Genomic DNA, 26770 nt, shown 5'->3' with positions numbered 1-26770 from the left:
TTACTAAAAAGCGATTTGATGCACGTCATCACCACCCAAAATGAGCTCGAGTCCGTTCTCGCCGCTTTTGAAAAGTCGGATTTCGTCACCGTCGACACCGAATTCATCCGCGAAACGACATTCTGGCCGATTCTGTGCCTGATCCAGATGGCGGCGCCCGGCGTCACCGCGCTGATCGACCCGCTGGCGCCCGACATCAACCTCGCCCCGTTCTTCCGGCTGATGGCCAATGAGGCGGTGGTCAAGGTTTTCCATGCCGCGCGCCAGGACATTGAAATCATCGTCCATCTCGGCGATCTGGTGCCCCATCCGGTGTTCGACACCCAGGTCGCGGCCATGGTCTGCGGCTTCGGCGACAGCGTCTCCTACGATCAGCTGGTGCAGCGCATCACCGGCGCACGGCTCGACAAATCCTCGCGTTTCACCGACTGGCGCCACCGGCCGCTGTCGGACAAGCAACTCGACTATGCCTTGGCCGACGTCACCCATCTGATCGACGTCTACAAGCATCTCAGCGCCGAACTGGAGCGGGAAAACCGCGCCCATTGGCTAAACGAGGAAATGGAGGTGCTGACTTCGCGCGAGACCTACGATCCGCACCCCGAAGACGCTTGGAAGCGGCTGAAGATGCGGCTGCGCAAGCCGCAGGAGCTGGCGATCGTGCAGACGGTGGCGGCATGGCGCGAACGCGAGGCGCGCGAGCGTGACGTGCCGCGCGGCCGGGTGCTCAAGGACGACGCCATATACGAGGTCGCCCAGCAGGCGCCGCGCGATGCGGCAGCGTTGGGCAAGCTGCGCACGACGCCGAAAGGCTGGGAGCGTTCGTCGACGGCTACCGCATTGCTTGGCGCGGTCAACACGGCGCTCGCTTTGCCCCGCGAAGAGATGCCGAAGCTGCCCAAGAGCTTTCAGCCGCCCGAGGGCTCCAATGCCGCCTCCGAGCTGCTGAAGGTTCTGTTGCGGATCGTCGCCGAGAAGGAAGGCGTCGCCTCGAAAGTGCTGGCGTCCAGCGACGACATCGACCGCATCGCCGCCGAGGGCGAGGATGCCGACGTGCCGGCCCTGCAGGGCTGGCGACGCGCCGTGTTCGGCGAAGCCGCACTGAAGCTGGTGCGCGGCGAAATCGGCATCAAGTTCGACAAGCGCAAGATCGCGGTGTTCGATTTGTAGACCCCCACCCCGCTCCGCTGCGCGGAGCGACCCTCCCCACAAGGGGGAGGGTAAACAACTGCCCTACACCGCTCCGAGCAGGTGTAGCGCGAACCAGATCCATGCCAACAAGAGAATGATCGCGCCGACGTAGAAGGCGCGGCTGCGAAACCGCAGATTGTTGCTGGTGAGGTGGACCCAGGCGTGGCCATAGCGGGAAATCACGAAAATCCACATCAACGCCAGGGTCAGATAATTGACGCCATTGGTCGCGTGCAGCGCCAGGCACAGCACATAGAACAGCACCGGCAGTTCGAACTGGTTGATGAGATTGTTGGCAACCGTGACGCTCGACCCGGGCTCGGTCGTGCGCACCTTGTATTGACCGACCTTGGCCTCGCCCGATTTGACCGCGCCGTAGCGGCGCCGGCCCATCACGACATAGACGATATAGACGAGCAACACCTGCGCCAGCATCGGCCAGAAAATCGCGGTCTGGCTCATGGCGTTGCCCCTGCTCTGTCGTTCATGCCTGTGGACGCCGCTGGGCGGCAAGGATCAAAAACGCGATGACGATGACGGGGATCGCCAGCAGCGCGAATTTGGTGACGATCAGCGACGAGGCGAAAGACAGAGAATCCGGGTTGGCCGACAGCGCATCGGACAGAAGCCGCGCCACCGCAATGTTCTGGGCGTAGTCGGCGCACGTGTAGGGCAGCACGATGACCAGCGCGAACAGCGCCTGAAGCTGCACCGGCATGGCACGAAAATTCTTCAGCCGCCGCCCGGTTGCCAGGATCAGGCTGACCATGGTCAGCGACAGCAGCGCCGGGAAGAGAAGGTCGAAAGTCAAATAGTGCCAGACCAGGATGATCTCGCTGCCGCGTCGGCCGAGTGCCGTCAGCCAGGCCATGCCCTCGTCGGGCGTGAACCCGCCAAGGCGCACGTCGAGCGACGGCAGGCCACCGCTCAGCCGGCGGAAATAGAAGAATTCCAGCAGCGTCATGATGATGAAAACCGCCGCGGCGGCAAAGCACAGCGCGCCGGCATGGCGCGCCAGCCGCAGCACGATCGTCGCCTGGTGGCGCCAGAGCATGTACCGCTCTGGCTGCCGGTCAGGCTCCGCCAGGATAGTTCGGGCTTTCGCGGGTAATCGTGACGTCATGGGCGTGGCTTTCACGAAGTCCGGCGTTGGATATGCGCACAAAGGTGGCGCGTTCGCGAAAATCGGCAAGGTCGCGGCCACCGACATAACCCATAGCGGCTTTTAGCCCGCCCGCAAGCTGGTGCAGCACGCCAGACACAGGTCCCTTGTAGGGCACCTGCCCTTCAATGCCTTCCGGGACCAGTTTCAGCGTGTCGCGAACCTCGGCCTGGAAGTAGCGATCGGCCGAGCCGCGCGCCATGGCGCCGACAGAGCCCATGCCGCGATAGGCCTTGAAGGAGCGGCCCTGATGCAGATAGACCTCGCCCGGGCTTTCGTCGGTGCCGGCCAGCAGCGAACCGATCATGGCCGCACTGGCGCCGGCGGCAAGCGCCTTGGCCAGGTCACCCGAATATTTGATGCCGCCGTCGGCGACGACCGACACGCCTGATCTATGCGCCGTCTCGACCGCCGACATGATCGCCGAAAGCTGCGGCACGCCGACGCCGGCGACGATGCGCGTGGTGCAGATCGAGCCCGGGCCGATGCCGACCTTGACGGCATCGGCGCCGGCGTCGATCAGCGCCTGCGTGCCTTCGGCGGTGGCGACGTTTCCGGCCAGGATGCGGACGGAATTGGAAAGCTTCTTGGCCCGCGTCACCGCATCGAGCACGCGCTGCGAATGGCCATGCGCGGTGTCGATGACCAGGAGGTCGACACCGGCATCGATCAACCGCTCGGCGCGCTCGAAGCCGTCATCGCCGACGCTGGTGGCGGCCGCCGCCCGCAGGCGCCCCTGCGCATCCTTGGTGGCGTGCGGGTTGAGCTGCGACTTCTCGATGTCCTTGACGGTGATCAGGCCGACGCAATTGCCCGACTTGTCCACGACGACGAGCTTTTCGATACGGTGCTGGTGCAGCAGCCGCTTGGCCTCGTCCTGGTCGACATTCTCCTTGACCGTGATCAGGTTCTCACGGGTCATCAATTCGTAGACTTTCTGCCCCGGATCGGAGGCGAAGCGCACGTCGCGGTTGGTCAGGATGCCGACCAGGCGGCCGATCTTCTGGCCGCCGCTGCCGCCATTCTCGACCACCGGAATGCCCGAGATGGAATAGGTGCGCATCAGCGCCAGCGCGTCGGCCAGGGTGGCGTCGGGGCCGATGGTGACCGGATTGATGACCATGCCCGATTCGAACTTCTTGACCTGACGCACCTGCTCGGCCTGTTCGGCCGGCGAGAAATTGCGGTGGATGACGCCGATGCCGCCGGCCTGCGCCATGGCGATGGCAAGCCTCGCCTCGGTGACGGTGTCCATGGCGGCCGACAGGATCGGCACGTTGAGGTCGATGTCGGTGGCGATGCGGGTGCGGATGTCGGTCTCACCGGGCATGACCTCGGAATGACCGGGCTGCAACAGCACGTCGTCAAAGGTCAGCGCCAGCGCGCCGGTGGACGTTTCGATGATTTTTGCCATGGCCAGTCCTCGGATACGAAAAGCGCCGGGAGAATACAAAAAAGCGCTGGACCGAAATGGACAGCGCCGACTCGTTTCTTCCCTTTCAGGATTGGCGCTGGCTGGTAACACGTCGCGGCGCCGATGAAAAGCCGGTCATCTCCTATTCGGCGGACCTGCCCAGGAGAGGGTCGATTTTCGCCAGTTTCATCCTTTGTGCAGAAACGCAGCAACGCCTCTTGTCCGCGCGCGGTCGCACAAAAGTGACAGCAAATTAATGCGACATCGCGCCTGAGGCGTGATAACCGCCGGTTCGTATCGCTTGCCCCGCCTTTTCATTGCCTGGATTGGTCGGCACGCAATTTTTGGCCAGTTCGGACGCGTTCGTTGAACCGCATCATTCCGCTCATTCTGGCGGTCGCCTTGTTCATGGAAAACATGGATTCGACCGTCATTGCGACATCGCTGCCGGCGATCGCCGTCGACATCCACACCAGCCCGATCGCGCTCAAGCTGGCGCTGACCGCCTATCTGGTGTCGCTGGCCATCTTCATTCCGATCAGCGGCTGGATGGCCGACCGGTTTGGCGCCAAGACCATTTTTCGCGCCGCGATCGGCGTGTTCATCGTCGGCTCGGTCTGCTGCGCCATCTCCAATTCACTGCCGGCCTTCGTCGTCTCGCGCTTCCTGCAAGGCATAGGCGGCGCCATGATGACGCCGGTCGGCCGCCTGGTGCTGGTGCGCGCGACGCCGAAGAGCGAGCTGGTTGCCGCCATGTCGTGGCTCACGGTGCCGGCGCTGGTCGGCCCGCTTGTGGGACCACCGATCGGCGGCTTCATCACCACCTATTTCACCTGGCACTGGATCTTTCTGATCAACGTGCCGATCGGCCTGATCGGCATCTGGCTGGCGACGCGCTTCCTGCCGCAAACCGACTCGATGGAGACGCCGCCGCTCGATTTCGTCGGTTTCGTGCTGAGCGGGCTGGCGGCCTCCGGCGTCGTCTTCGGCCTGTCGGTGGTCAGCCTGCCCTATCTGCCGCCGGCGACCGGCCTCATCACCGTGGCGGTCGGGCTGATTTCCGGCGTGCTCTATCTGCTGCATGCGCGGCGCGCCAAGAACCCGCTGCTGGCGCTGGAACTGTTCCGCAACCAGGTGTTCCGCTCCTCGGTGCTCGGCGGCTCGCTGTTTCGCATCGGCATCGGCGCGGTGCCGTTCCTGTTGCCCCTGATGTTCCAGATCGGCTTCGGGCTGACGCCGTTCCAGTCGGGCATGATCACCTTCGTCTCGGCCATCGGCGCCATCGGCATGAAGTTCGTCACCGCGCTGATCTTCCGGCTCGCCGGCTTCCGCCGGGTGCTGATCTGGGGCTCGCTGATCGCGGCCGCATCGATCGCCATCTACGGCCTGTTCACGCCGGAGACGCCTTACGCGCTGATGCTGGCGATATTGCTGGTCGGCGGGTTTATCCGCTCGATGTTCTTCACCGGCGTCAACGCGCTCTCCTATGCCGAGGTGACGGCTGAAGACACCAGCAAGGCAACGCCGATCACGGCGGTGTTCCAGCAGTTGTCGATCGCGCTCGGCGTGGCGCTGGCCGGCGGCATCCTGGAAGTCTCGACCTCGATCCATGGCGGCCCGCTGATGCTCGGCGATTTCCACATTGCCTTCTTCATCGTGGCGGCAGTGTCAGCGGCGGCGTCGGTATCGTTCATGCGGCTGGCACCGGATGCCGGCAATGCGGTGTCGGGCCACGGCCGGCTGACGACGCCGAAGACGCTGGAGCCGGTGAGCACGGCTGGGAAGTAAGGGGCGAGCGCCCCTCATCACTTCGTTCATCCTAGGGCGAAGCGACTCAAAGCGTCGCGCAGACCCAGGATCCTGTGTGTTGTTCCCATGCTATGTTTGGGGTGGGAAGGAGACCGACAGGATCCTGGTCGTCCTTTTTGAGGACAGGCCGTGGCATGGCTCGGTCCCTTCCCACCGGTGAACCATCAACCTGAACAGTTGCACGGGGCTGTTCCAAGCAGACCCCGCACCACAGGAAGAGGCGTGGACATGATAATGCAGAACTATGTCGGCTGCGACATCTCAAAGCAGTGGTTGGACTTTTTTGATGAGGCAAGCGGTCAATACCATCGCATCGACAATCAGGCCGATGCGATCGCTGCCTATGTGGCAGGCCTGCATCCCAGTCGAGACTTCGTCGTCATGGAGGCGACAGGCGTTCATGACCGCCTGCTGCGTCATGCGCTAGCCAAGGCCGGCGTGCCGTTCTCCCGGCACAATCCGGCGCACACCCACCACTATGCGAAGTCGACGAGACGGCGCGCCAAGACCGACCGTCTCGATGCCAGGATGCTGAGCGACTATGGCCGCCGCTATCACCCGGAAGCCGAGCCGGCACCGCGCGAAGAAGGCGAACACCTTCAATCGCTTGCCCGCCTTCGCGACCAAATGGTCGAGATCAGGGCAACGTTGAAGAAACAGCGCAGCGAAGCCTTCGGCGCGATTGTCATCGCCGAAATCGAAGAGCTGATCGCTACCTTCAATGTCCGCATCAAGGGTATCGAGGGGCAGATCGCCCAAGCCATTGCCCAAGCCGAGGACATGGCCCGCGACAACGCGCTGATGATCTCCGTACCCGGCGTCTCCAAGATCACTTCGTTCTCGCTGCTGGCGCACCTGCCCGAGCTCGGCCAACGCTCACCCAAGTCGATCGCGGCACTCGCCGGCCTTGCTCCCTTCGACAACAAGAGCGGCAAGCTCAATCGCAGGAGCCAGATCCAGGGTGGTCGATCACGCGTACGTCGCGCACTCTACATGGCAGCGCTCGGCGCCATCCGGGCTTGTGAGCGCTTCAGAACTTTCTACACCGCCATCGCAGCCCGCTCAGGTTCCAAGAAACTCGCCATCATCGCCGTCGCAAGAAAGCTTCTCGTCGTCCTCAACGCCATCATTCGCGATAAAAAAGCATTCGCATGAACACAGTCATGCCGTGATCTTGATCGCAGGATGCAGCGGCACAGAATTCGGCAGCGTTTTCAACGCGTTAACATCGCGGCATGGATCCTAGGGTCTGCGCTGCGTCGCTTCGCTCCTTGCTTCGCCCTAGGATGACGATGCCACTGGTGGCTCTCTGCCCTTAAAATCCTTCGCCAGCAAATACAGTTCCACCGACTCATCGCGCGACGCCGGCGGCTTCACGTGGTGCACCGAGCGGAAGTTCTTCTTGAGCATCGACAGCAGCTCGTTTTCGGCGCCGCCTTGAAACGTCTTGGCCAAAAAGTGCCCGCCCGGCTTCAGCACCGACAGCGCGAAATCGGCGGCCACCTCGCACAAATGCATGGTGCGGATGTGGTCGGTTCGCTTATGACCCGTCGTCGGCGCGGCCATGTCCGACAACACGATATCGGGGTCGCCGCCCAGCGCTTCGGCGAGCTTTTGCGGCGCATCGGGGTCAAGGAAGTCCATCAGCAGCACCGGCGCGCCGGGCACGGCGGGCATTTCGAGATAGTCGATGCCGATGACATGCGGATTTTCCGCCGTCGACTTGGTCCTCGCCGCCGCCACCTGGCACCAGCCGCCGGGGGCCGCACCGAGATCAATGACCTTCATGCCGGGCTTCAAGAGATGATGCTTGTCGTCGATCTCGATCAGCTTGTAGGCCGCGCGCGACCGGTAGCCGTCGGCTTTTGACCTCTGGACATAGGGATCGTTAATGTGGCGCTGCAGCCAGCGGCGCGACGATTCTTTGAGGCCCGACTTGTTCTTGATTCGTGTTTTGAGGACGCGAATGCTGGCGGAGCCCGGCTTTTCCGGCTTCTTGGTCATGACGTTATTTCTTGTTTGAGTTTTTGCGCTGGCCGAGTTGCCGCCGTTTTTCGGCGGCTTCGCGTTTCGCGAAGGGCTTCCCCCACTCCGTCGCCGCTTCGCGGCGCCACCTCTCCCCCCTCCGGAGGGAGAGGAAAGGCGCCGGTCTGCATAAGTTCGCGCCCTTCCTCTACCCCGTCGATCGGGGGAGAGGTGTGGGGGGGAGCTCGACGGGGGGGGGGGGGGGCGGGGACCAAAGCAATGCGGATCATGCTCGGCCCCGCCCACTGTTGCGCCAGATGCCGTCATCGGCCATCAGCTCGCTCAAAATGCCTTCGCGTAAGCCCCGGTCGGCGACGCGCAGCCGCTCCGACGGCCACACCGCACGGATGGCTTCCAGGATAGCACAGCCGGCCAGCACAAGATCGGCACGGTCGGCGCCGATGCACGGGTTGGCGCAGCGCTGCTGGAAGTCCCAGCCGACCAGCTTTTCGACCATGCGGTCGACGCTGTCGCGGTCCATCCACAGCCCGTCGACGCGGCGCCGGTCGTAGCGTTCGAGATCGAGATGGACGCCGGCCAGCGTCGTCACCGTGCCGGATGTGCCCAGCAGATGGAATTTCGGACTGGCCAGCACATGGCTCAGCCGGTCGCGGCCGTCGAAGGACTTTAGCCGCACCGCGACATCATCGACCATGGCGGCAAAGATCTCGCGCGTCACCGTGCGGCCGCCAAAGCGCTCGGCCAGCGAGACAACGCCGACCGGCAGCGACGTCCACGACACGATGTGGTTGGCCAGCCGCGGCGAGCGCTGGCCGGTGAGGTCGATCAGCGCGATTTCGGACGAGCCGCCGCCAATGTCGAACAGCACCACGCCTTGCGTGTCGCGCTCGACCAGCGAGCCGCAGCCGGATACAGCAAGCCGCGCTTCGGTCTGGCGGTCGATGATCTCGAGCTTCAGCCCTGCCTCGCGCTCGACGCGCTGCAGGAATTCTACGCCATTATCGGCGGTGCGGCAGGCTTCGGTGGCGATCAGCCGGGCTTTCCTGATCTTGCGGTTGCGCAATTTGTCGCCGCAGATTTTCAGCGCCTCGACGGCGCGGTCCATCGCCGCCTGGCTCAGGTGCCCATTGGCGGTCAGCCCCTCGCCCAGCCTGACGATGCGCGAGAAGGCGTCGATGACGCGGAACTGGCCATGGCGCTGCGGCACCGCGACCAAAAGCCGGCAATTGTTGGTGCCGAGATCGAGCGCGGCAAACACCGGCAGTTCCTGCATCGGCGGACGATGCATTGGCTGTTCCGGTCGGGATTGTGGCGCCGAGGGCAAAGGCACCGGCGCTGGAGCGGCCGGGCCGACGGAGGCCGGCGCACCAACCGCTGCGGCCGTTGCGAGAGGGCTGTCGTCGCGCGCAAAAACCTTGCGCCCACGCCGGCGCTTGCGCCGCTTTCTCGCCTTGCCTCGCTGATGCTGGGCTTCGCCGGCCTGTCCGTTACCGGACTGAGGCCCCGCCTGGCGGGGCCGCCCGGCGGATGGGCTTGGCCCGCCTGACGGCGGCGAAGCCCTGGACAAGCCCACTTCCGGCGCGCCAGCGCCGGTGTCGTGGTCTTCCACTTCAGTTCCTTCCGGCGCCGCGCGAACCGGAAAACCGGACGCAGCAGGCGCTTAAAAATTTTAAGTTGCCGCCAGAGTAGCAGCGCCGGACCGGATCACCAAGAGCAAGGGGCCAAATTTTGCCGGCTGCGTCCTGCCACGTCCCCGCTGCTTTGCAGCGTCCCGGCGTTCGCTAGCCTTTTCATCTTGCCACTGGCACGACGAATTCGCCGTTGGCGAACCGGCTGCTCACCCTTGCCGGTTGAATAGCCGGCTTCAATGAGGCATTTCTGAAATGAGGGGGAATTGGTGAATCGCGGACGTTTTAACGCCCGCCTGGGCGATGGGCAGCAACACATGACGACAACTCCATGAATTGGGGGGGCACGAATTGGAAGCGCTATCTGTGGCCGGTCATCGGTGTCGCGGCGGTCATCGGGTCGCTGTTGTTGCTGTGGCATGAGTTGCGCGGCATCTCGATCGACGATGTCTGGGACGGCATATCAGCCATCCCGACGCGCGGCTGGGTGCTGGCGGCGCTGAGCTCGGTGGTCGCCTACGCCTCGCTTGCCGGCTACGACCACATAGCGCTCTTGCATATCGGCAAAAAGGTCTCGTGGCTGTTCGTCACCTTCTGCTCCTTCACCACCTATGCGCTGTCGCACAACATTGGCGGCTCGGTGTTTTCGGGCGCCGTGATCCGCTATCGCGCCTATGGCACCAGGGGGCTGACCGGCCAGGACGTCGGCATTCTGGTGGCGATCTGCTGGATCACCTTCGTGCTCTCCAGCATTCTGGTCGGCGGCCTGGTGCTGGTGTTCGAGCCTGCGATCATCGACCGCTTTTCCGGCGCCCCGCACCACGGCCTGGCGATCGCCGCCGGCATCGCTTTGCTGATCCTGGTCGGCGCCTACATCTTCGGCAGCTGGCTGCATCTGAAGCCGCTGAAAATCGCCGGCTTCCAGCTGCACTATCCGGCGCTGCCGATCGTGGCGCGGCAATTGCTGATCGGCCCGATCGAGCTTCTGGCAGCAGCGGCGATCATCTTCTTTGCTCTGCCGGCGGCCGGAAATCCCGGCTATTTTGTCATTCTCGGCGTGTTCCTGGTGTCGTTCTCGGTTGCGCAGATCTCGCACGCGCCGGGCGGGCTCGGCGTGTTCGAGGTCGTGTTCCTCGCGGGCCTGTCTGATATGGACCCGGTCGGCGTGTTGGCGGCACTTCTGGTGTTCCGGCTGTTTTACCTGATCATCCCGCTGCTGATCGCGCTCGGCGTGGTGCTGTTCTTCGAACATTCGCAATACAGCCGGACGGAGAGCTGAGGATCATTGGGTGCGGCGCGCCACCCGGGCGTAATTGCCCCTATGAAACGCTGTGATTGAAACGCAGCTTAGGCTTGACTATTTTCCGGCGGCGGCTACAAGGCACGCGCGGCTGCTTCGGCGGCCCACCAGCGCGACAGCGCCTGCTGGGGAATAGGTTAACGGTAGACCCACGGACTCTGACTCCGTTAGTCCTGGTTCGAATCCAGGTTCCCCAGCCAAGTCTATTTTTATGTGTTATTTCAGCTACTTAGTCTCTCTACAAAGTTTGCATCCGTAACACCCTTCCGTCGTATAAGGCCGGCACAAGGAGGCAATTCTGATGGCAACTGATGTTGCGACGCGCGCGCTGAAACAAGCTTTGTTCGATGAGTATGACGGATTCTTCGACAAGCGGATCAAAAAACTTGATAGCGGCGACTTCTTTCTCGTGGATGATCGTGGAGGCGGTGACCACGACGCAAGGAAGCGGCTCTTCCTTTGGTTTTGCAGCATGACACTACGGGTAACCCGAGGCGACGCTGTAGAGCTCTATTTGTCCGGTGATGTTCCTAAGAGCAACGAGGTCAACGCACTCCTCGACGACATGCAAACCGAAGGTCACTATGGACGGCCAACGATCGTCATTGAGAAAGGCGAGCAAGGCGTGCTGATGGACTTGGCGCAGGCTTTTGCTGCGATTGTGGCTCGCGGTAAACGCTATCCTACGCCCTCTTATAAATATGTTTGCCCCCGAACTGCGAAGTCGTTGGTGCGCCTGAAAAACGCTCTGGATAAGGCCTGGCGCTAAGAGCGCTGTTTTGGCGTTGCCGCCGACTGACGAACTATCTGGCCGTTTCTGCGGATTGTCGTGGTTCCGAACGGTCTCAATGCGTTGGTGGCCTACCTCGAAACTGAACGGTGTCTGGGTGCTCGTCCTGGCCGCTTCATCAGCCGGTTGCGACTCTTCCCCCACTACTGATAAGTTAAGCGTGGGCGGAGGAACGACATATGCCAGAAAAATTGATCTTTCACTTTGAAGGTGCCCTTGCTGATCAGCACACCTTGAATTTTTACGAAGCGGCACGTTTCCAATATGCTGCAGCAAGATTGATCGTGAAGCTGCTGCAATTTCGCTCGACTGGCGGATTCGTAAAAAAAATTACTAACACCAGCAATCGAGACATCCTACTGCAGAGCCAGGATGAAGGCTCTTTTGACATTAGCATACTTATGCCAGCTCTGATGGTTGCGCAGGAAACATTTGTTTCCGTATCCGTCACAAATTTAATGTCATACATATTTGAGCGAATAGTAGGCAAGACATCGAACAGCGACGTAGCAACTGCGCTCAATGCCCATACTGAGGTGGTAGCTCAAATCGGGCATATAGATGACAACAATACTGAGTTAATAAATAAAGCTCTGAGCATTATACAAAATGACCAAGAAATTAAAGAGAATCTTCACGGACAACAGAAAGAATTGCTCGAAAGGCGAATTGCGGAATTAACACGAGAAAAGGAAATGACATCTGCTTCAGCACAACTTGGTCGCATTGATGGAGCGAGAGAGCAGAAACTGATATCAATGTCTGCGCCTCTTGTAAGCGAGATGGCTACCGCACTGCGCAGAAGCGCGAATACTTTACAGATTGTATCTGTCGCCGGTCATTCCGCGCCTAAAGGGATATTGTTTCTCAATCGCCGCATGGCTGAGGAGATAGAAGTATCTGCCGTTGATCAGCAAATTACCCCGATCTTGGGTGATATTATCCAATATAATAAGGAAACGGGGTGGGGGAAAGCTAGACTGACGATCAGCGCCCAGCCTCTCAGCTTTAACGTTCCTTCAGATATTAAAGGCCGTTTGCAAAGCCAGCTCTTGGCGGCAATGGGCAGGGACAAGGTATATCTGCAGACCTACATCGTGCGAGACAAGGTCGGCGAGCCTGTTCGGTTGATTGTCGTTGGTATCCTCCCTCCACCTCCAGCGTAATTGCAGGCTGCTAGCGCTTCCGGGCATTCGTCGTCGAGATAGAATCAGCTATCCCAACATTGGGAGATTGTCATGGCTGACGACAACGACGAGATCGATAGCGGCGAGCTTGAGCAAGCTTTTCCTGATACCTCGCTTTCTACCAAATTTGCCGATAATCAAGCCTTAGTCGACGCGAGGGTGCCCCTGGATATCCGCCAGAAATATGAGTTCTTCAGCTACAAAAATGCGGTGGTGGTCCTTTCCGAGACGCGGCCCGACGAGTGGGCCGAACTGCTTCAAGCCTTGCGCAAGTTCACGTTGACTAAACGCATCATTCGTTCGGCTGGGGGAAACGAATCCGAGGTGCCTAAGCGCATCAATGCGCTTTTAAGACCCAAGGGGTGGCATGAGACCATCGTGCGCGGCGATTTGCATGTGACACTCTTATGGAAAGAGCAGGTTGGAATCACAAAGGCAGGCAAACCAATTTTCAAACCGGACGCGAGAGAAGACGTCCGCAAAGGGTTCATCGACGGCCACAAGATCGACTACGTAAAGAACAAGGTTGCCTTCGATCTTGAGTGGAACAGTAAGGATCAGACGTTTGACCGCGACCTTTACGCCTTTAACGCCTTCTATCAGGCGGGGGCGATCGACGCCGGCGTGCTGTTGACCAGGAGCCGTGAGCTAAACGACGTCTTTAAGGCCATCGGCACAACCGTGGACAAGAACGGCGATGAAATCGCTGGCTCAAAGCTCCCGTCGAAGTATGGCGCGAGCACGACCTGGATGGGCAAGCTTCTGTATCGGTTGAATGCTGGTCGCAACGGCGGTTGCCCGGTTCTTGCAATCGGAATTCGCCCCGGCTGCATTGAGGACTGGTCGCCTCCTGACGGCCAGGGGTAGATCGTCGAGGACGCGGTTATCGAGGATTGTCGTGGATATGCTCGTCCAGGGTGTCGAGGATGTGCTCATCGTGCCGTGAAACACTTCGTGAGACACGCCGACGTGGGCGTCGAGGTAGGCGATCATCGACGGCGTCGAGGACGTGCTCGGCGACGTCCTCGTTGCCGCCTACTCAGCCGCGACGGCCCGCGAGTGGTTGCTGTAGGTGTCCCATGTCGGGGCGTAGTCGTCGTCGGCCTGATTACCCCACACCGTCCATTTCGGCCGCGTCCCGCGAGCAAACAGTTCTAGATACGGCCCGGGCGAACAAGCCTCGATGAGGTCATACTGCTCGTCCGGCTTCCTCGAATGCTCGCGCTTGCGCGTGGCTAGCAGGTTGACCTGGGTGCGACCGGCCTCACGAGTTCTGGCGTTCTTCCCTCGCACGCCGAACAGGATGATCTCGGTGACGTTGCGGAAATAGAAGCCGACACCGCGACCGTCAGAACCTCCATCCTTTCGGATCTTGTGCCAGATCAGGTTCGACTTGTAGGTGAAGCCCCAGCTCTGCATCACCTGTAAGCCGTCCGGCAGGAGCGCGTTCGGAACCCAAAGATAGAGATGCGACGTGTCGGCGCTGACCTGGTCGACCGGAAGCGCCTTGATCGCTTCAAGGCCCATGGTGCCATAGCGATTAAGACGCCTATGCTCTGGCGCCACCTTGCCGGTCCGGTTGATGAACTGCCAGGGCGGGTCCGCGAGGATGGTCTTAAACCGCTTCCCATTGGCCGTCTTGATCAGGTCTGAAGCTGGATCCGACATGATTCCCATCCCTTATGCATGTAAGGCATATCATGCCGATTGATCGATGCCAGCGGCAAAGGCCCGATATAAGAACCAAAAATAGGCTGGCATTCACTCATCGTTGCAGATCGTCAAGAAGACGGCGACATTGGTCAGCGCGTCAACACGCCCAGCGGGGATAGGTCTAATGCCACAATTCTTCCTCACAAGCTTGAAGAACCCGAAGATCGACCGCTCAATGGAAATGGATCTCATGCCTAGAGTGGGAGAGCACATTTTTCTCACCGTCGAAGGTGAACGGCATTTCGTTGAGGTGATGGCTGTCGTTCATTACCCATCTAGTGGCGATATGCCCTCGCTATATGTTGAAGAGTCGATCTTGGACGATTTAATGCGGGCCAGACGAGCGTTCCGGAACAGCGGAAAACATCCGGATGACGATCGTTAAGGAAAGCGGTGGGCTGGCCACCCACCGCTTTCGCTAGCGTCATTCGATCGCCTTGGGCAGCTTATTCAGCTTCGACCGCACTCGGACGTCGAGGCGCTTCATCGACTCCAGAGTGCGCCTAACGCTCGCCAGCCTGTTCCGGTCTGCATTGCTCTCGCAACGCGCATCGAGTTCGGCGAGGAGGCTCTGCATCTCCTCGTCGGAATAGTTGGAGGCGTGGTCGCGGATCACCGCCGGCCAGATGCCAGCTTCTCCAAGCGCCTCAATTGCCTCGTCGCGCCGGTTCCAACCCTGTCGCTCCGGATCCTGCGGCCCGGCGATGTGATCGACCAGGGCGTTCCAAGCTTCGTCTTCTAAATAGTGATCCATTGGGGTCTCCAATTTGAGAGGTTGCAGTCGATAGATGAATCTATCCAACGGCTGAGTCAAGAATAAAATTCAACAAAATCAATATGTTACTCACTGGTGACTTACATCCCGGGGCGCCGCTGTCGCAATCGGTCATTTCGGGCGAGGCTTCGAAAAGGCAATCGGCCGGGACAGGCCGTGCTCCGCGTAGTCGTGGCGGGCAATCGCCTTCATCTGCCGGGAATTGAACACGTAGCGATTGGAAGGCGTGGCCTTTCCCCAGCGACGCATCTTCGTGATGTAGGAGGTCCAGCCGGACGCGCTGGTGATCGCTCTCAGATCGAGCTGTCGGCCGGCCCAGACCCTGTCTTCGATCTTCCCACCGGCGCGTATGAGAGCTTCACCGACAAGGTCCTGGTCGACACCGTCGAGCACGATCACGCCGTGAGCGTGCAGCCTGTTGAAGCCGTGGCTGTCGCGGACCAGCTCAAAGACGAACGAGTAAGGCAGGTCCCGCCCGAGTGCACCACGGAGCTCCCGGCTGATGTAGGTGGACAGCAATCGCGCCGGATCGTCATGGGCCAGAAGTGCCCCTTCCCGCCCGATGCCGAAGTTGAGTGACCAGGCTAAACCGTCCAGGCGCCCAGCAGCTTCGACACAAGGCTGAAGCTTGCCTACCTCTCCGAGTTCGCGCCAGGGTGTCTTCGAGGTGCTTTTGGTGCTGGTGACTGGTCGGATGTCTACAGGGGTGCTGGTGGTGTCGGAAGGGTGCGGTAGACGGGGTGTAGGTAGTGGTGTGGTGCCGGTAACTGGCGCACTAGGATGGCGTGCCGCCATACCCTTTGTTCTCATGGCTTCCGGCTTGGGGCAGGAAATAGGGTTTGTCGCAAAATTGTCAGCGCCGATCGTATCCTCGACCGGGGTTTCGATAGGACAGTCGATCGGTGGAAAGTAGGTAGGAAGGTCCTCGATCATGGCGACGATGTCGTCGTCGATGTCGCGACCGAACTTTTCATGTGCCTCAGCCTGACCGGCCGGCGCGAAACCGCTATAATACATCTCACTACCTTCTAGACCGGCTGCCATTGGGAAATTGTGGCCGGTCTTTTTTATGCTCCTCTCAGTTATAGCGAGAACCGAGCGGGGTGATTGTCATCCCGTCGATTTTTCGTGTGAGCAGGGTCAAGGGCTCGATCAGCGCCCCCGCAAGACGCCCCCTGGGCGCATGGCTGTGCGCAATTCGCCCTGGACAATGGCCCGCACAGCGTCTTGCGTCTCGCGAGCTGTTTGGCGTGCCAGATCGGCGTTTGCACTCCTGTCGCCGCCCTGAGCATTTACCGTCACGCTTACCGGCAAGTTGATCACCTGGGCAGGGTTGTCGTTGGCCGGCCTGTGGAGCCGCCCTACGTTGCGTCCATCGAGCGGGCCACCAGATGCCAGGGCCGGCAAGCTGCCATCGTTGATCGCCTGTAGAAGGGCGCGGTGCTTCGTGGCCTGCTCGGCGCGAACGACGAACTCGCCATCACTGAGCATAGCCGGGACGCTATCGCTGGTGCCGGTGCCAGGTCCGCGAACATGCCCGCCACCGGCCAGGTGCACAATACCGCCCTTGCTGAAGCCAAGCAGGCCTCCGAACAAGCCGAAGATCCCGCCACCAGCCGAACTGAAGAGGCTGTTCAGCGCCATGTCGAGGAGCTTGTCAGCAATCTTGTCGAGCGCGCCCGCAAGTGCTTCAGCCGCCGACTTGCCGCTGCGCAGGTCGCTGATGAAGCCGCCGAGCACGTCTTTGCCGAGCCCTGCCCATTCATGGGCCGACTCCTTCGTCTTGTCCTGTGCCTCGGCGAGCTTGGCGGCGTCGACGGATGCGTCGGCGTAGTTCTGGGCGAGTGTGTCGATCGAAGCCGCGAGTTCCGGCGTGATCGTCTTGCCGGCCGCCTGGGCAGCGTTCAGAAGCTCCTGCTTGATGCGCGCCTTCTCGACAGCCGCGCCGTAGTCATCGACCAGCGGGTTGACGCCCGCCTGGGCAGCGGTCTCGGCGCGTAGTGAGGCAATGCGTTTCTGGATCTGCTCGACTTCGCGGGCGTAGTCGTCGGCGCCTTTTCCTTTCGTGCCGGCACCCTTACCTCTGCCGCCACCAGTCACTGGATAGTCTGCGAGTGTGATCTGCTCTGTTTTCGTCGCCGCCGGCAAGCGATCGGTTTTCGGAGTCGTGGTCGTGGCAGCGCCGTTGCCGTAGTGCTGCTTGGCCCATTGCTGGATCACAGCGTCGGCCTGCGGAACGTCGCCGGCCATGCGATCGCGAACGCCAGCCGGCGAGGTCATACCGATCGCCTGGCCAAGCTTGGTCGTCGCCAGCCACTTGCCCAGATTGTCCGTGCCGAGCGCCTGACCGATACTCTCGCCGAAGTTCTGAGCAAGGCCGTTCAGGGCGTTGAGCTTGGCGGCCAAGGCGTCGAGGTTGCCCATCAGCCGATCAAAGTTCAATTGATCGACGTAGGCGGCGAGATCACCAAGGATCGCGCCAAAGCGCTTGCTTGTCTCGGTGGCGGTGTCGAACTTGCCGGCCGCTCGAATAAGCGAGTTGGTCAAGATCGTGAAGCCCTGTGAGGTCGTCATGGTCGCACCGGCAACCTTCGCCTGAAGGGTCTCGGCGCCGGCCGCAAAGCCGTCGAAAAAAGCCTTCGATGAGACCTTGCCATCGACGACAAGCTGCTTCAGCGCAGCGACGGAACCGTTAGCCTCTTTGATGCCGCTGGCCGCCGCCTGGGCGATCGTAGGAACTCCTTCGAGGATAGAATTGAACTCTTCGGCATGAACCGTGCCAGAGCCGAGCGCCTGCCCTAGCTGTAGCAGCGCGCCGGATGCCTGGCTGGCGTCGGTGCCGGCCACGCGGAGCGCAACCGCCACGTCCTCGGTGAACGACAGCAACTGTTCGCTCGATACGCCCAATTCCTTCTGTTGCTGCGCAGCGCGGCCGTAGAGCGTGACCAACGCTTCGAGCGGAGCGGCGTTGCGTTGAGCGCTATCGAAGAGCGCGTCATAAACCTTGGTCAGGTCCGTGCCTGACAGGCCAGCGACCTTCAAGCTGTTGCTGATGCGAGTAGCGGCGTCGATGAGCTTTTGAGCGGCCTGAAGGCTAACGCCCGCGAGCAGGCCGGAAGCCATGCCTTTGAGGCTCGCACCGACACGGGTCGACGCTGTGGTGAACGACGATTCCAGCTTCGAGGCCGACAGCTTGGCGCGGCCCTCGATGCTGCCGAACTGCTTGCCGGCGGTCTGGCTGGCGCGAGCCATGTTTTTCTCGAATTGGTTGATTCGAGCTTCTAGTGAGACGATCAGTCTTTCTTCGTCAGCCATCGGTGATCCTCAGTGAAAAATGAAAAGGCCGGTGCTTTCCGGCGCGTTGTAAGCGGAGACATTGGTTTCACCGACGAAGGCACGGCCCACGGCCATCGCCGCCGCCTGGGCGCCGTCAATGCGATCGGTGGACTTGCCCTTATGAAAGGTCTGGTTGCCGGCCTTGTCGGTCTCGACGGCGATATTGCTGAAGTTCCACCGCAAGACAGGATGACCGCCATGCTGGAACTTGCCGGCGATAATCGCGCGTTCAAGCTCTTTAATGGCCGGCGCCATAGTGACCCAACCCTGACGCATCTCGACAGCAGGCAGGCCATCGGCAATGAGCCGGGTGATGGTCTGGCGAGCGAGGTGCGGGTCGAAGGCGATCTCCTGAACGTCGAACTCGTCGCACAGATCCCGAATACGCTGCTCGACGTAATCGTAGTCGACCACGTTGCCGGGCGTCGCGGAGATGAGACCGTTGTCGCGCCATAAGGTATAGGGAACGCCATCGATCTCCGCACGCCGTCGAAGGCTCTCACCAGGGCAAAAGAACCACGGCACGACGATGTAGCCGCCGGCATCGTCACGCCATGCGGCAACGATGGTCGTCAGGTCGGTCGTGCTCGACAGGTCAACGGCAAGCCAGCACGGGCGGCCGCGCAACGCCTCCAGATCGATCGGCGCGTTGCCCTGGTCATACACGGCCATGTCGACAAAGGGATCAGTGGAGCGGTCGAGCCAGATGTTCAGCTTCAGCTGCCGTAAGCTCTCTCGCTCTGACACGCTGCGCTCAGCGCGATCGGCGTGCCGGCGGAAACCGGCCAGAGACGGATAGCCGTGTGCCAGACCGGGGTTGATCCGCCGCCAGATGGCTTCATCGCGCCAATCGCTATCGCGGTCGGCTTCAAAAAGGATGGGCAGGATAGTCGGGTCGACCACGTCGCCACGTGCTACCTTGCGGGCATCCTCGACGATCTCCCAGGCGATATTGTCCTGGCCTCGCCCGGCAGTCGAGGCGACGACGAGCAGAGCGTCGTCGGTCTTGTCGAGGCCGGTCTGAAGAGCGTCCCAAAGGTCACGGCCGCGCCAAATGTGAAGCTCGTCAACCAGCACGAAATTTGGGGTGCGACCATGCTGCCGGTTGCCATCAGCCGAGATCGTTTCGAGTCTGGTGCCGTCGTTCTTGAAGGTGATCGACTTAGCCGAATTGGTTGCATCGGACACCTTTACAGCCGCGCTGATCCGCTTGTCGGCGCGAACGATCGACAGCGCCTCACGAAAGCCGATGCTCGCTTGGTTTCGATCAGACGCGGCGAAGATGGCCTCGCCGCCGGGCACGCGCTCAGGGCCGATGGTGTGGAGTAATGAGAGAGCCGCGGCGAGACTGGTCTTGCGATTTCCCCGCGGTAGGAGGAGCACGACAGTCGAGACGATGCGCTTCCCCTGCTCGTCACGCGGTCCATAGATCTTGCGCACGATGCGCTCTTGCCAATCGTCAAGCTGGAAAGCACGCTTCATAGCCCGGCTCTTCGGATGTTTCAGCGCGCGCAGAAAGCGCACGGCGCGGTCGCCATGGCCCAAAGGGTCATCGATCGGCGAGCCGTCATAGATCCACTCAGGAAATGTCGAGCGGATTGTCATTGTCGTTGTCGTTTTCGCCATCGTCACGGATCGACGGCCGCGACCGTGAGACAGGCGTGAGACCAAGCTCAGCGGCGCATAGGCGTGCGGTCGTCTGGGCGGCGTTCATCATGCCGAATGCTGGATGCCGCTTGCCAGCGACGACCAGGCCGTCGCGGTTCAAGGCACGGTGAGCCTCGCGCACGGTGCCGGTGGCGATGCAGTAGGATTCGAGGGTGCCAAGGTCAGCCTCAGTGAGCACCTTGCGCTCATTGACCAGGATGTGCGCCACGCGCCGCCATTCGGCTTTGGCGTCCTTCGATAGCCAGGCCGGCGGCGGAGGAGCCTTCGTCACGGTCGAGGTGCCGGCGACGATGCCTGCGGGTTTGCGGCCTCTCATGGCATAGGCCCGGCGGTCACCAGGCGGGAATCGAACCCGCACGGCCTTGCGGCCAGAGCGCTAGCCAAGGTTTCCGCAGCGCGGACCGTGGAGCTTTCCCCGCGTCTATCCATTTCGCCACTGGCACGATGATCATAGCAATGAGTGGATCTGGCTGTCATGTGCGGATCCTCTCGCAGCGCAGTTCAAGGCCACGCCGCCGGCCGATCTCGACAATGTCCTTGATGCCGTAGGCCACGCCGCCGTCGAGCATGCGGTCGGCGGTGGTAATCTCGAAGTTGTTCAGCCAGCGGATCCGGTAACTGCGGACGACGGTCTCGGCCTCGCCATAGCTGGTCCCGGCCTCGTCGGCGGTCGCCTGAAGCAGTTCGGCGCGGACCGTCGCCATGTCGGTCCACTCGGAAGAGACTGCACCAGACGGCGCGACGCTCTCAACGGAGCGCTGTAGGATGACGATGTGGTCGAGCTTGCCGGCGCGCATCAGACAATCCACCGGATGAGCGCATCGACTGATAGAACGCCGTGGCCATAGCGCGGGTCAGGATCACGTGGATACACGGCGCGGGTCACTTCGAAGTGGTCGCAGTGAGCACCGACGAGGTCGAGCTGACCGTCGAGCGCCTGGCATACCGCGAACGCGATCGCCTTCGCCGCCTCCTGGCCCTGGTCGAGCGTCCAGATATGCAGGTCGAGATTGACCCAGGCGGCGCGCTGGGCGGTGTAATCGTAGCCGTGCAGCGCCGTGGTGCCGTCGCTCATGATTATCGCGGGCGTCCGGTCAGGCCTGGTGCTGCCGGCGCGGATGTTGTCGGGCTGCACAAGCGCGGTGACGGCCGGTCTGTCGAGCAGGCGCGATCTGATGGCGGTTTGCAACGCAATGGTCGGTTCGATCATTGCTTGTTCCATCCATCGCGAACGGCCTTGCCAATGGCTCGCCTGGTGCGATTCTTGATCCGCTTCTGCAGTAGGCGGAAAGCAGGCCAGAAGAACGGTTGTGCTGCGGCTTTGCTGGTGCCGTATTCGACAAGATGGGGATAGCGCACGTCCTGATCGCCGGCTGTCACAAGCACCTCCAACTCGCCGGCCACGCGGGTGCCGCCTGGCTGGCTGTAAGGCGGCGTCGACGCGCCGGGCGTGGTGACCGCGATGCTCTCGATCAGCGCCCCGGTATCGCGCGACGTCTCGGCAAGCTGGCGCATGGTGCCGGCAAGCTCTTCGCCCGACTTCACCAGCGACGGCACGACGGCAGTCCGGACAGTCTTCGGAATCGCTTCAAGCCGCCGCTGTAGGCGGGTGATTTGTGCCGATTGTGCCATTTCAGAAGGACCAAACCTTATGCGGTGCGAGCAGATCCGTGACGCCGAACGGCAACGTCGAACCGGACGTGCCTATCAAGGTCGCCTCGCGGTTCTCATAGAGGTCGGCCGCTATTCGCAGGATGGCCTCGCGGATGCCGGCCGGGAGCGGGTCGAGGTCGACCAGTGACGCACCGATGTAACCGGCGCACCAGCCTTCGGCCGCTGCGATCTTCTGATCGAGCAGCACGTCGTCCTCGTCGTCGGACAGGTTCGAATGAGCCTTCAGTTCGGCCGTGGTGACGATGCTCATGAGTGGGCCTTCTCGGGCTTTTCAGAAAACTCTATTTCGGCGCGATCGCGCGCTGCGCTCCTCCCGCCGGTTCCGAAACGGTCGGGCAAGTCGTGACCCACCCCCTGGGTGCTGGTCATTGGCCTGGGGAAAGAGCGTCGTCGCGGGCCGCCCATGGCGACCGCCTCAGCGACTGTTCGGTTGCCGTCTCTCAGGCGCTTCAGGAATGCGTCGTAGCTAATGCCAAGGTGGTCAGCCCATTCGCCATAGGTCTTGCTCATCCCGTCGACGGTGTGCAGCAGGCTGGCACGCTTGCCGCTACTAAGGTGCGCCAGGGCATGTTCAAGCGTTTGGCCTTGCCTAAGTCTCTGGGCAAGCGAGCGATGGTTTACGTCATAGATGACGGCCCACTCGGTAAGGGTCTTGCTTACGCCGTTGACGGTGTGCCGCTGAGGCTTGCGACCAGGCCGGCCGTTGAAGCGGCGGGGCTTGGGCCTGAAGGCAGGATCGATTGCCTCTTTGAAGGATCGACCGGAGTCCAATCGGCTTCTGATCGTGTTGATGTTGATGCTCGTAAACTCGGCCCATTCCGATAGGGTCATCAAGCGGCCCGCATGCTCGTAGCGCGCTACTGGGCGTGGTGCTGGCGACAGCGGCCTGGTGATCTCGAAGTTGGTGCCAGAAGCCTCTGCCTGGTCATAGCGCTCGAATGCAGAGGCCGCACGATCTGCTACGGCTTCAGGGTCGAGGTCGGCGAGCGCGCAGACTTCAACAAAGTCGGGATTGGTGAGCTGAAACCATTTGCGCTCTTGCTTGTCAGCCAGACCGTCTTCGGTGGCCCGCAAGATGACGTTAACCCACAGCTCGCGCTCGGACGTGTGCTTCATAGCCGGCATTCCCTGGCCTGTTTGATGGATGAGTGGCAGGGCGTGCAAAGCGGTTGCCAGTTAGACCTGGACCAGAACAGGCGCATGTCGCGACGGTGTGGCTTGATGTGGTCGACCACGGTTGCTGGTGCCGGGCAGTAACGACAGATCGGGTTAGCGATCAGGTATTCTGCCCTCGCCTTCTGCCACTTGCCGTCATAACCGCGTTCGCGGGCAGACGGCCTGGTGAGATCGAAGCGGGCTTTGCGCTCGCGGTCGCGGATGATCTGGCAAGCACAACGCTCGCCGGAGGACACAACCTTGCCACAAGAGCAGACCCTTGGCGGACGGACAGGCATGCTAGAGCACCAGCCCGCGCAGCGTGGCGAGGCCTTCCTTGACTTGATCGGGGCTGACAGGCTGGCGCGGGTCGCCTCCCTGCTTGTCGTCAGGGGTGCCGTGGATGGCCTTCAGCTTGGCGATGAGGCCACGCTGGGCGATCATGATTTCGGTCGGGGTTGCGGCCCAGGTGTCGGCCGACGACCAGCCAAGCCAGCCGGTGCCGATCTCGAACAGCTGTTCAAGATGCGGTGTGATCCAATGGGACGTGTCCGGCGTCTTAGCGACACGGTCGGATGTTACTTCAGCCTCTTTGCGGTCGATGCCGAGCAGAGCGAAAGCGAAGTCAGACAGCGGCTCGACCAGTGCGCCAAGCTCGCGAACACCCTTCGAGGATATGCTGTTGACGATTTTGCTTGCGGTGGTCTGGTCAGTGCCTTCCAGGATGACGTCAGCGATCATGCCGAGATGGCCCTCCCCGATACCCTGCGCGAGCTTGCGCAGATCGTGGCGGGCATGAAGGCGGACAGCGGCCCGCAAAGACGGCCGCAAGCGCACGGAATGAGCAGAACCGTGCGGAATTGCGATTATGTCGTTTGCGAGCCGCATGGGTGTTAAGCCGCGACTTTCAGCTTCAGGAAGCGATCGGCGTGGGTGATGTCGCCGCCGACGCGCTTGCGGGCGTGGAAGCGGACCTGACCCTTCGTCGCCAGGCTGAAGGGGTCGCGCATGACCGACAGGCCGATGCGATCGACGATGCGATAGCCCGACAGATCGCCAAACATGACCGGATAGGCGTTGGCAGCCACGTCGGGCATGTCGACGGCCTCAACGATCGGTCGGCCAAGCAGCGTGACCGGTGCGCCAGCAGTGATCGGGTCGAGCATGATGAAACGGCCGGTGCCGTCCTTTAGAGTGCGGAAAGCGCCCAGCGTCTTGCGGTTCATCAGCCAGACACCGTTTTGCGCGACGACAGATGGGAGCGCATGGAACATGCCGATAATGGTCGCGGCCGGGTCGGTGCCGAGCGTGGAGGCGTTGCCGGTCTTGACTTCGGCAATGCCGGCGGCTGCGAGCAGGCCCTTCGGCTTGCCGGTGCCGTCACCGATCACGAATGCGGATGCTTCGGTCTTGCCGAAAGACTCGGCGAGGTCGTCCTGAAGCTCGCCTTCGAGATTGTAGGCGTTGTCCTCCAAAAGCTGCGTCGAGATGTCGGTGTAGGTGGCAAGCTCGTAGGGCGTAAACGTCGCCTGTTCGAACGTCATGCCCGACGCCGTGCGATCGTCGGTCTCGGCAACCCAGGTTGCAGCGGTGCCGGTAAGCCGGCGCGGCAGCTTGACCTCGGCCGCCGAGATGGTGACGACCTTTGCGAATTGACGGATCGGCGAGAACTCGATGATCTTCTTCAGAATCTCGCTGCCGAAGTCATCCGGCGCGAGGTAACCGCCATTGGCGTCAACCGCGACGGTGAGCGCCTTCACTTCATCAGCGCCCATGCGCTCGACGCCACGGCGCGTGAACGTCGAGAACGCCTTCGTTTCGAGCGCGACGTTGTCATTGTCGGCGGCCGGGACGTTGGAGTTGGCAGCGGAGGGGCGGTTGAGTTTCGCTTCGAGCTTGTCGAACCGGGCCGTGAGCGTGGCGACGGTCTTCACCTGATCGGCGACGGCCGCTACCTTCTTTTCAAGTTCCGTCCATTCGGCGACGGGTGCCGTATTTTCGTTGGGCATTTCATATCCTTGGGATTGTGCCGCGCCATCGGCGGACTTGACGGTGAGAATTCGCGCGTCCGGATGGCTAGGGTTCGCGACGATGGAGATTTCAGCGAGGTTGAGGGCGAGGATAGTGCGGTTGCCGTCCGGCCTGGTCTTAGTTTCCGTGGCGTGGAAGCCGATCGAGAGGCCGTTGACACGCCCGCGCTTCAAACTGGTGTGAACGTCGCGAGCACGCGGAACGCCGTCGAGGAACAGCCGGCCTTTGACCTGAAGGCCTTCGTCGGTTTCTTCGACCGACTCCCAATTGCCGACGACGCGGTTCGGGTCGTGCTCGAACAAGATCGGCATAGCCGCCGCCTTGGTGAACGCGCCTTTCTGGATAATGTCGCCGACGCTGTCAGGCGTGCCGAACGGCCATGCAAGGCCGGTGATCTCGCCGGCATCCGACACGCTGAAGGCGGCTTTGATTTCAAACTTATCCATTGGCGGTGTCGTCCAGGCTGGTCGTCGCCCGCTCGCCTGACCAGACGGCTTGCAAGACGGCGATTGCGATGGGGAATGATTCATTGAGCGGACGCTTGGCGGCGTAGGTGTCAGCGAGTGCCGCCGCATCTTGCGGGATCGTCCCCCCGCCGATGAGCGAAAGCCGGATGATCTCGACAAGCTCAGCGTGGCGGAAGTGACCTTCAGGCACGCGCATGCAGAGCGCGCCGATGCCGGCGCCGGTCTTGCGTTCAAGCTCCTGGATGAGATCCGGCGTCAGCGTGAAGGCGTGCTCGCGCTCGCCGAAGAAAGCGGTATGCGTCACGCTGCTACCTCGCCGGGCTGGCGGTTGTCGTTCTCGCCGGCAGGCTTGCCGGGCGTGATGTTCGGGTTTTCGAGGGTGTTGCCGCCGTCGATCGGCGCCCGGTTCAAGCCGGCGCGGACTTCGTTGGCGGTCAGCACGCCCATCGCGCGATATTGCTGATAAGTCGTGGCGCGGGTGGCCGCGTTGGCCGTCAGAAGATCATCGACCACGAACTCGACATAGTAGCCGCTGGTGCGCTCTTCAGATGTGAGCAGCACGCGGGCGTAGGCCCATTCCCAGGCGTCGAGCCATGGCCGCAGCGTGAGCGTAAGGAAGGATTGGAACATTTCCTCGGCGTTTGACCAGGTTGCGCGGGAAAGCTCGAAAAGCAGGTGGGGCGGAACGCGGAACAGCCGGGCGATCTCGACAACCTGCTCGGCGCGGGTGGCGGTGAACTCGGCGTCGGCCGCAGTCATGGCGTCGAGGCCTTCAAAGCTCATGTCCTCGTCCAGGACAGCAACACCACCGGAGCCGCCGCGACCAAAAGCAGCGTTCCATGCCGCCGCGAACTTGCGCTTTACGTCCTCGCCCAGAACCTTCCTGGTCTTGATAACGCCGCCCGGGCGTGCGCCGTTGGCGAACAGCGAAGCAGCGTGTTCTTCCATGACCTTGGCCAGGCCGATGGCCTCGCGGCCGGCCTTGATCGGCGCCATGCCCAGCGGTGCGGCGATGTGCAGGATCTCACGGTAACCGAAGCGACGGATCTGAGTGCCGACGCGCTGCTCATAAAAGGGCTCGCCGGTTGCCGGGTCGGCCTTGATCGTGACGGAGCGAGGATCCAGTCGAATGCACTCGACGACGTGATCGTTGACGCGGTTCGCGAACGCGAAGCCATGGTCGTGCAGAAGGGCGTCGGCGGTAAGAGCAGCGCGAAGAGCACCTGCAGAAGTCCAGTCGTTCGCCTCATTATGCACGAGGCGATAAGCCGGATGGGTGTCGGCGGTCCGCTTCCCGGAAGGTGAGGAGTTGAATACCTTGGCCGGAAGCGAACCAATCGTGCCAGTCACGAGCACGATAGCTGAATAGACGGCAGGGACGCGCAACGCCGTCACGGCGTTGATGGCAGGGCCAGCAACCGTATTCGGCGCGCCGAATATTGCTTCCATGCCTACTGAATCAGAAAGCGGAACCGATTTCTTTT

Annotated in this window: 30 protein-coding genes and 2 tRNA genes; 10 read left to right on the top strand and 22 right to left on the bottom strand. The window is 61.7% G+C overall.

Annotated features, from left to right (window positions below; genetic code table 11):
• Positions 1-18: 18 nt before the first annotated feature.
• Complete coding sequence (gene rnd, locus NKI05_RS30090) at positions 19-1170, top strand: ribonuclease D (RefSeq protein ID WP_023682426.1); 1152 nt, start codon at positions 19-21, stop codon at positions 1168-1170.
• A 63-nt stretch (positions 1171-1233) separates the two neighbouring features.
• On the opposite strand, the gene NKI05_RS30085 is transcribed toward rnd, so the two are convergent.
• The 3 genes from NKI05_RS30085 to guaB are packed head-to-tail and all read right to left on the bottom strand — an operon-like array spanning position 1234 to position 3767.
• Positions 1234-1653 carry an MAPEG family protein gene (locus NKI05_RS30085; RefSeq protein ID WP_023673032.1) on the bottom strand — a complete coding sequence of 140 codons (420 nt, stop codon included), beginning with the start codon at positions 1651-1653 and terminating at the stop codon, positions 1234-1236.
• Between the two features lie 22 nt (positions 1654-1675).
• Positions 1676-2245, bottom strand: a complete 570-nt coding sequence (locus NKI05_RS30080; protein WP_023749016.1) for a hypothetical protein — start codon at positions 2243-2245, stop codon at positions 1676-1678.
• Between the two features lie 19 nt (positions 2246-2264).
• Positions 2265-3767, bottom strand: coding sequence for an IMP dehydrogenase (gene guaB / locus NKI05_RS30075; protein WP_023730834.1), 1503 nt, complete (start codon positions 3765-3767; stop codon positions 2265-2267).
• Positions 3768-3823: 56 nt separating this feature from the next.
• Between guaB and NKI05_RS30070 the strand changes: the two genes are divergently transcribed.
• The 3 genes from NKI05_RS30070 (at position 3824) to NKI05_RS30060 (ending at position 6731) form a co-directional block, all read left to right on the top strand.
• On the top strand, positions 3824-4024 hold the full coding sequence (locus NKI05_RS30070) for a hypothetical protein (protein WP_031198005.1): 201 nt from the start codon (positions 3824-3826) through the stop codon (positions 4022-4024).
• A 109-nt stretch (positions 4025-4133) separates the two neighbouring features.
• The gene (locus NKI05_RS30065) at positions 4134-5555 is read left to right on the top strand and encodes an MFS transporter (RefSeq protein ID WP_023816215.1); all 1422 of its coding nucleotides are present in this window, start codon (positions 4134-4136) and stop codon (positions 5553-5555) included.
• A gap of 150 nt (positions 5556-5705) precedes the next feature.
• Complete coding sequence (locus NKI05_RS30060) at positions 5706-6731, top strand: IS110 family RNA-guided transposase (protein WP_155929724.1); 1026 nt, start codon at positions 5706-5708, stop codon at positions 6729-6731.
• Between the two features lie 126 nt (positions 6732-6857).
• Here the strand turns inward: NKI05_RS30060 and NKI05_RS30055 are convergent, their stop codons facing one another.
• Both NKI05_RS30055 and NKI05_RS30050 read right to left on the bottom strand, forming a co-directional pair.
• On the bottom strand, positions 6858-7580 hold the full coding sequence (locus tag NKI05_RS30055) for an RlmE family RNA methyltransferase (protein ID WP_023816217.1): 723 nt from the start codon (positions 7578-7580) through the stop codon (positions 6858-6860).
• A 247-nt stretch (positions 7581-7827) separates the two neighbouring features.
• Positions 7828-9171, bottom strand: coding sequence for a Ppx/GppA phosphatase family protein (locus NKI05_RS30050; RefSeq protein WP_023816218.1), 1344 nt, complete (start codon positions 9169-9171; stop codon positions 7828-7830).
• Positions 9172-9521: 350 nt separating this feature from the next.
• Here NKI05_RS30050 and NKI05_RS30045 point away from each other — a divergent pair, with 350 nt between their 5' ends.
• The 5 genes from NKI05_RS30045 to NKI05_RS30025 all read left to right on the top strand — a co-directional run bounded on the left by NKI05_RS30045 (position 9522) and on the right by NKI05_RS30025 (position 13334).
• A complete protein-coding gene (locus NKI05_RS30045; protein ID WP_023816219.1) occupies positions 9522-10469 on the top strand; it encodes a lysylphosphatidylglycerol synthase domain-containing protein in 948 nt (315 codons plus the stop codon).
• Positions 10470-10616: 147 nt separating this feature from the next.
• Positions 10617-10690: transfer RNA gene (locus NKI05_RS30040), tRNA-Gln, on the top strand.
• A 101-nt stretch (positions 10691-10791) separates the two neighbouring features.
• A complete protein-coding gene (locus NKI05_RS30035; protein ID WP_352793938.1) occupies positions 10792-11259 on the top strand; it encodes a hypothetical protein in 468 nt (155 codons plus the stop codon).
• A 200-nt stretch (positions 11260-11459) separates the two neighbouring features.
• Complete coding sequence (locus NKI05_RS30030) at positions 11460-12446, top strand: DUF7946 domain-containing protein (protein WP_352793936.1); 987 nt, start codon at positions 11460-11462, stop codon at positions 12444-12446.
• A gap of 72 nt (positions 12447-12518) precedes the next feature.
• Complete coding sequence (locus tag NKI05_RS30025; RefSeq protein ID WP_352793934.1) at positions 12519-13334, top strand: BglII/BstYI family type II restriction endonuclease; 816 nt, start codon at positions 12519-12521, stop codon at positions 13332-13334.
• 168 nt (positions 13335-13502) lie between these two features.
• On the opposite strand, the gene NKI05_RS30020 is transcribed toward NKI05_RS30025, so the two are convergent.
• On the bottom strand, positions 13503-14135 hold the full coding sequence (locus tag NKI05_RS30020) for an MT-A70 family methyltransferase (protein WP_352793932.1): 633 nt from the start codon (positions 14133-14135) through the stop codon (positions 13503-13505).
• Between the two features lie 169 nt (positions 14136-14304).
• Here NKI05_RS30020 and NKI05_RS30015 point away from each other — a divergent pair, with 169 nt between their 5' ends.
• Complete coding sequence (locus NKI05_RS30015; protein ID WP_352793930.1) at positions 14305-14565, top strand: hypothetical protein; 261 nt, start codon at positions 14305-14307, stop codon at positions 14563-14565.
• Positions 14566-14604: 39 nt separating this feature from the next.
• Here the strand turns inward: NKI05_RS30015 and NKI05_RS30010 are convergent, their stop codons facing one another.
• The 16 genes from NKI05_RS30010 to NKI05_RS29935 form a co-directional block, all read right to left on the bottom strand.
• Positions 14605-14934, bottom strand: a complete 330-nt coding sequence (locus NKI05_RS30010; protein ID WP_352793928.1) for a hypothetical protein — start codon at positions 14932-14934, stop codon at positions 14605-14607.
• Between the two features lie 132 nt (positions 14935-15066).
• A complete protein-coding gene (locus NKI05_RS30005; RefSeq protein ID WP_352793926.1) occupies positions 15067-15972 on the bottom strand; it encodes a hypothetical protein in 906 nt (301 codons plus the stop codon).
• 135 nt (positions 15973-16107) lie between these two features.
• On the bottom strand, positions 16108-18270 hold the full coding sequence (locus NKI05_RS30000; protein ID WP_352793924.1) for a tape measure protein: 2163 nt from the start codon (positions 18268-18270) through the stop codon (positions 16108-16110).
• A gap of 9 nt (positions 18271-18279) precedes the next feature.
• Positions 18280-19896, bottom strand: a complete 1617-nt coding sequence (locus NKI05_RS29995) for a terminase large subunit (RefSeq protein WP_352793922.1) — start codon at positions 19894-19896, stop codon at positions 18280-18282.
• The gene (locus tag NKI05_RS29990; protein ID WP_352793921.1) at positions 19871-20275 is read right to left on the bottom strand and encodes a phage terminase small subunit P27 family; all 405 of its coding nucleotides are present in this window, start codon (positions 20273-20275) and stop codon (positions 19871-19873) included. The genes NKI05_RS29995 and NKI05_RS29990 overlap by 26 nt, the downstream gene beginning before the upstream one ends.
• Positions 20276-20289: 14 nt before the next feature.
• Positions 20290-20402, bottom strand: a tRNA-OTHER gene (locus NKI05_RS29985).
• 30 nt (positions 20403-20432) lie between these two features.
• Entirely contained in the window at positions 20433-20756 is a 324-nt protein-coding gene (locus tag NKI05_RS29980; protein ID WP_352793919.1) for a head-tail adaptor protein, read from the bottom strand.
• Positions 20756-21169, bottom strand: a complete 414-nt coding sequence (locus tag NKI05_RS29975; protein WP_352793917.1) for a DUF3168 domain-containing protein — start codon at positions 21167-21169, stop codon at positions 20756-20758. The genes NKI05_RS29980 and NKI05_RS29975 overlap by 1 nt, the downstream gene beginning before the upstream one ends.
• Positions 21166-21591: an HK97-gp10 family putative phage morphogenesis protein gene (locus tag NKI05_RS29970; RefSeq protein WP_352793915.1), complete on the bottom strand. Its 426-nt coding sequence runs from the start codon at positions 21589-21591 to the stop codon at positions 21166-21168. Before NKI05_RS29970 ends, NKI05_RS29975 begins: the two co-directional genes overlap by 4 nt.
• Before the next feature lies 1 nt (position 21592).
• Positions 21593-21883 (bottom strand): head-tail connector protein, encoded by a 291-nt coding sequence (locus tag NKI05_RS29965; RefSeq protein ID WP_352793913.1) that lies wholly within the window; start codon positions 21881-21883, stop codon positions 21593-21595.
• Entirely contained in the window at positions 21880-22749 is an 870-nt protein-coding gene (locus tag NKI05_RS29960; protein WP_352793911.1) for a hypothetical protein, read from the bottom strand. Before NKI05_RS29960 ends, NKI05_RS29965 begins: the two co-directional genes overlap by 4 nt.
• Positions 22746-23087 (bottom strand): HNH endonuclease, encoded by a 342-nt coding sequence (locus tag NKI05_RS29955; RefSeq protein WP_352793910.1) that lies wholly within the window; start codon positions 23085-23087, stop codon positions 22746-22748. The genes NKI05_RS29960 and NKI05_RS29955 overlap by 4 nt, the downstream gene beginning before the upstream one ends.
• Position 23088: 1 nt before the next feature.
• Positions 23089-23529, bottom strand: a complete 441-nt coding sequence (locus tag NKI05_RS29950; protein WP_352793908.1) for a hypothetical protein — start codon at positions 23527-23529, stop codon at positions 23089-23091.
• Positions 23530-23681: 152 nt separating this feature from the next.
• On the bottom strand, positions 23682-25265 hold the full coding sequence (locus tag NKI05_RS29945) for a phage major capsid protein (RefSeq protein WP_352793907.1): 1584 nt from the start codon (positions 25263-25265) through the stop codon (positions 23682-23684).
• Positions 25258-25590, bottom strand: a complete 333-nt coding sequence (locus tag NKI05_RS29940; protein ID WP_352793905.1) for a gene transfer agent family protein — start codon at positions 25588-25590, stop codon at positions 25258-25260. Before NKI05_RS29940 ends, NKI05_RS29945 begins: the two co-directional genes overlap by 8 nt.
• Positions 25587-26735, bottom strand: coding sequence for a phage portal protein (locus NKI05_RS29935; RefSeq protein WP_352793903.1), 1149 nt, complete (start codon positions 26733-26735; stop codon positions 25587-25589). The genes NKI05_RS29940 and NKI05_RS29935 overlap by 4 nt, the downstream gene beginning before the upstream one ends.
• Between the last annotated feature and the right edge of the window lie 35 nt (positions 26736-26770).

This window comes from Mesorhizobium sp. M0771, assembly GCF_040320155.1.
Classification (GTDB): domain Bacteria; phylum Pseudomonadota; class Alphaproteobacteria; order Rhizobiales; family Rhizobiaceae; genus Mesorhizobium.
This window is presented reverse-complemented; position numbering and strand designations above follow the sequence as displayed.

What these genes read in the sequence shown, in the direction of transcription:
- rnd (WP_023682426.1), top strand. Translation starts at nt 19, where the DNA reads ATGCACGTCATCACCACCCAAAATGAGCTCGAGTCCGTTCTCGCCGCT.
- NKI05_RS30085 (WP_023673032.1), bottom strand. Translation starts at nt 1,653, where the DNA reads ATGAGCCAGACCGCGATTTTCTGGCCGATGCTGGCGCAGGTGTTGCTC.
- NKI05_RS30080 (WP_023749016.1), bottom strand. Translation starts at nt 2,245, where the DNA reads ATGCTCTGGCGCCACCAGGCGACGATCGTGCTGCGGCTGGCGCGCCAT.
- guaB (WP_023730834.1), bottom strand. Translation starts at nt 3,767, where the DNA reads ATGGCAAAAATCATCGAAACGTCCACCGGCGCGCTGGCGCTGACCTTT.
- NKI05_RS30070 (WP_031198005.1), top strand. Translation starts at nt 3,824, where the DNA reads ATGGACAGCGCCGACTCGTTTCTTCCCTTTCAGGATTGGCGCTGGCTG.
- NKI05_RS30055 (WP_023816217.1), bottom strand. Translation starts at nt 7,580, where the DNA reads ATGACCAAGAAGCCGGAAAAGCCGGGCTCCGCCAGCATTCGCGTCCTC.
- NKI05_RS30045 (WP_023816219.1), top strand. Translation starts at nt 9,522, where the DNA reads ATGAATTGGGGGGGCACGAATTGGAAGCGCTATCTGTGGCCGGTCATC.
- NKI05_RS30035 (WP_352793938.1), top strand. Translation starts at nt 10,792, where the DNA reads ATGGCAACTGATGTTGCGACGCGCGCGCTGAAACAAGCTTTGTTCGAT.
- NKI05_RS30030 (WP_352793936.1), top strand. Translation starts at nt 11,460, where the DNA reads ATGCCAGAAAAATTGATCTTTCACTTTGAAGGTGCCCTTGCTGATCAG.
- NKI05_RS30025 (WP_352793934.1), top strand. Translation starts at nt 12,519, where the DNA reads ATGGCTGACGACAACGACGAGATCGATAGCGGCGAGCTTGAGCAAGCT.
- NKI05_RS30020 (WP_352793932.1), bottom strand. Translation starts at nt 14,135, where the DNA reads ATGTCGGATCCAGCTTCAGACCTGATCAAGACGGCCAATGGGAAGCGG.
- NKI05_RS30015 (WP_352793930.1), top strand. Translation starts at nt 14,305, where the DNA reads ATGCCACAATTCTTCCTCACAAGCTTGAAGAACCCGAAGATCGACCGC.
- NKI05_RS30010 (WP_352793928.1), bottom strand. Translation starts at nt 14,934, where the DNA reads ATGGATCACTATTTAGAAGACGAAGCTTGGAACGCCCTGGTCGATCAC.
- NKI05_RS30005 (WP_352793926.1), bottom strand. Translation starts at nt 15,972, where the DNA reads ATGTATTATAGCGGTTTCGCGCCGGCCGGTCAGGCTGAGGCACATGAA.
- NKI05_RS30000 (WP_352793924.1), bottom strand. Translation starts at nt 18,270, where the DNA reads ATGGCTGACGAAGAAAGACTGATCGTCTCACTAGAAGCTCGAATCAAC.
- NKI05_RS29995 (WP_352793922.1), bottom strand. Translation starts at nt 19,896, where the DNA reads ATGACAATCCGCTCGACATTTCCTGAGTGGATCTATGACGGCTCGCCG.
- NKI05_RS29990 (WP_352793921.1), bottom strand. Translation starts at nt 20,275, where the DNA reads ATGAGAGGCCGCAAACCCGCAGGCATCGTCGCCGGCACCTCGACCGTG.
- NKI05_RS29980 (WP_352793919.1), bottom strand. Translation starts at nt 20,756, where the DNA reads ATGCGCGCCGGCAAGCTCGACCACATCGTCATCCTACAGCGCTCCGTT.
- NKI05_RS29975 (WP_352793917.1), bottom strand. Translation starts at nt 21,169, where the DNA reads ATGATCGAACCGACCATTGCGTTGCAAACCGCCATCAGATCGCGCCTG.
- NKI05_RS29970 (WP_352793915.1), bottom strand. Translation starts at nt 21,591, where the DNA reads ATGGCACAATCGGCACAAATCACCCGCCTACAGCGGCGGCTTGAAGCG.
- NKI05_RS29965 (WP_352793913.1), bottom strand. Translation starts at nt 21,883, where the DNA reads ATGAGCATCGTCACCACGGCCGAACTGAAGGCTCATTCGAACCTGTCC.
- NKI05_RS29960 (WP_352793911.1), bottom strand. Translation starts at nt 22,749, where the DNA reads ATGAAGCACACGTCCGAGCGCGAGCTGTGGGTTAACGTCATCTTGCGG.
- NKI05_RS29955 (WP_352793910.1), bottom strand. Translation starts at nt 23,087, where the DNA reads ATGCCTGTCCGTCCGCCAAGGGTCTGCTCTTGTGGCAAGGTTGTGTCC.
- NKI05_RS29950 (WP_352793908.1), bottom strand. Translation starts at nt 23,529, where the DNA reads ATGATCGCTGACGTCATCCTGGAAGGCACTGACCAGACCACCGCAAGC.
- NKI05_RS29945 (WP_352793907.1), bottom strand. Translation starts at nt 25,265, where the DNA reads ATGGATAAGTTTGAAATCAAAGCCGCCTTCAGCGTGTCGGATGCCGGC.
- NKI05_RS29935 (WP_352793903.1), bottom strand. Translation starts at nt 26,735, where the DNA reads ATGGAAGCAATATTCGGCGCGCCGAATACGGTTGCTGGCCCTGCCATC.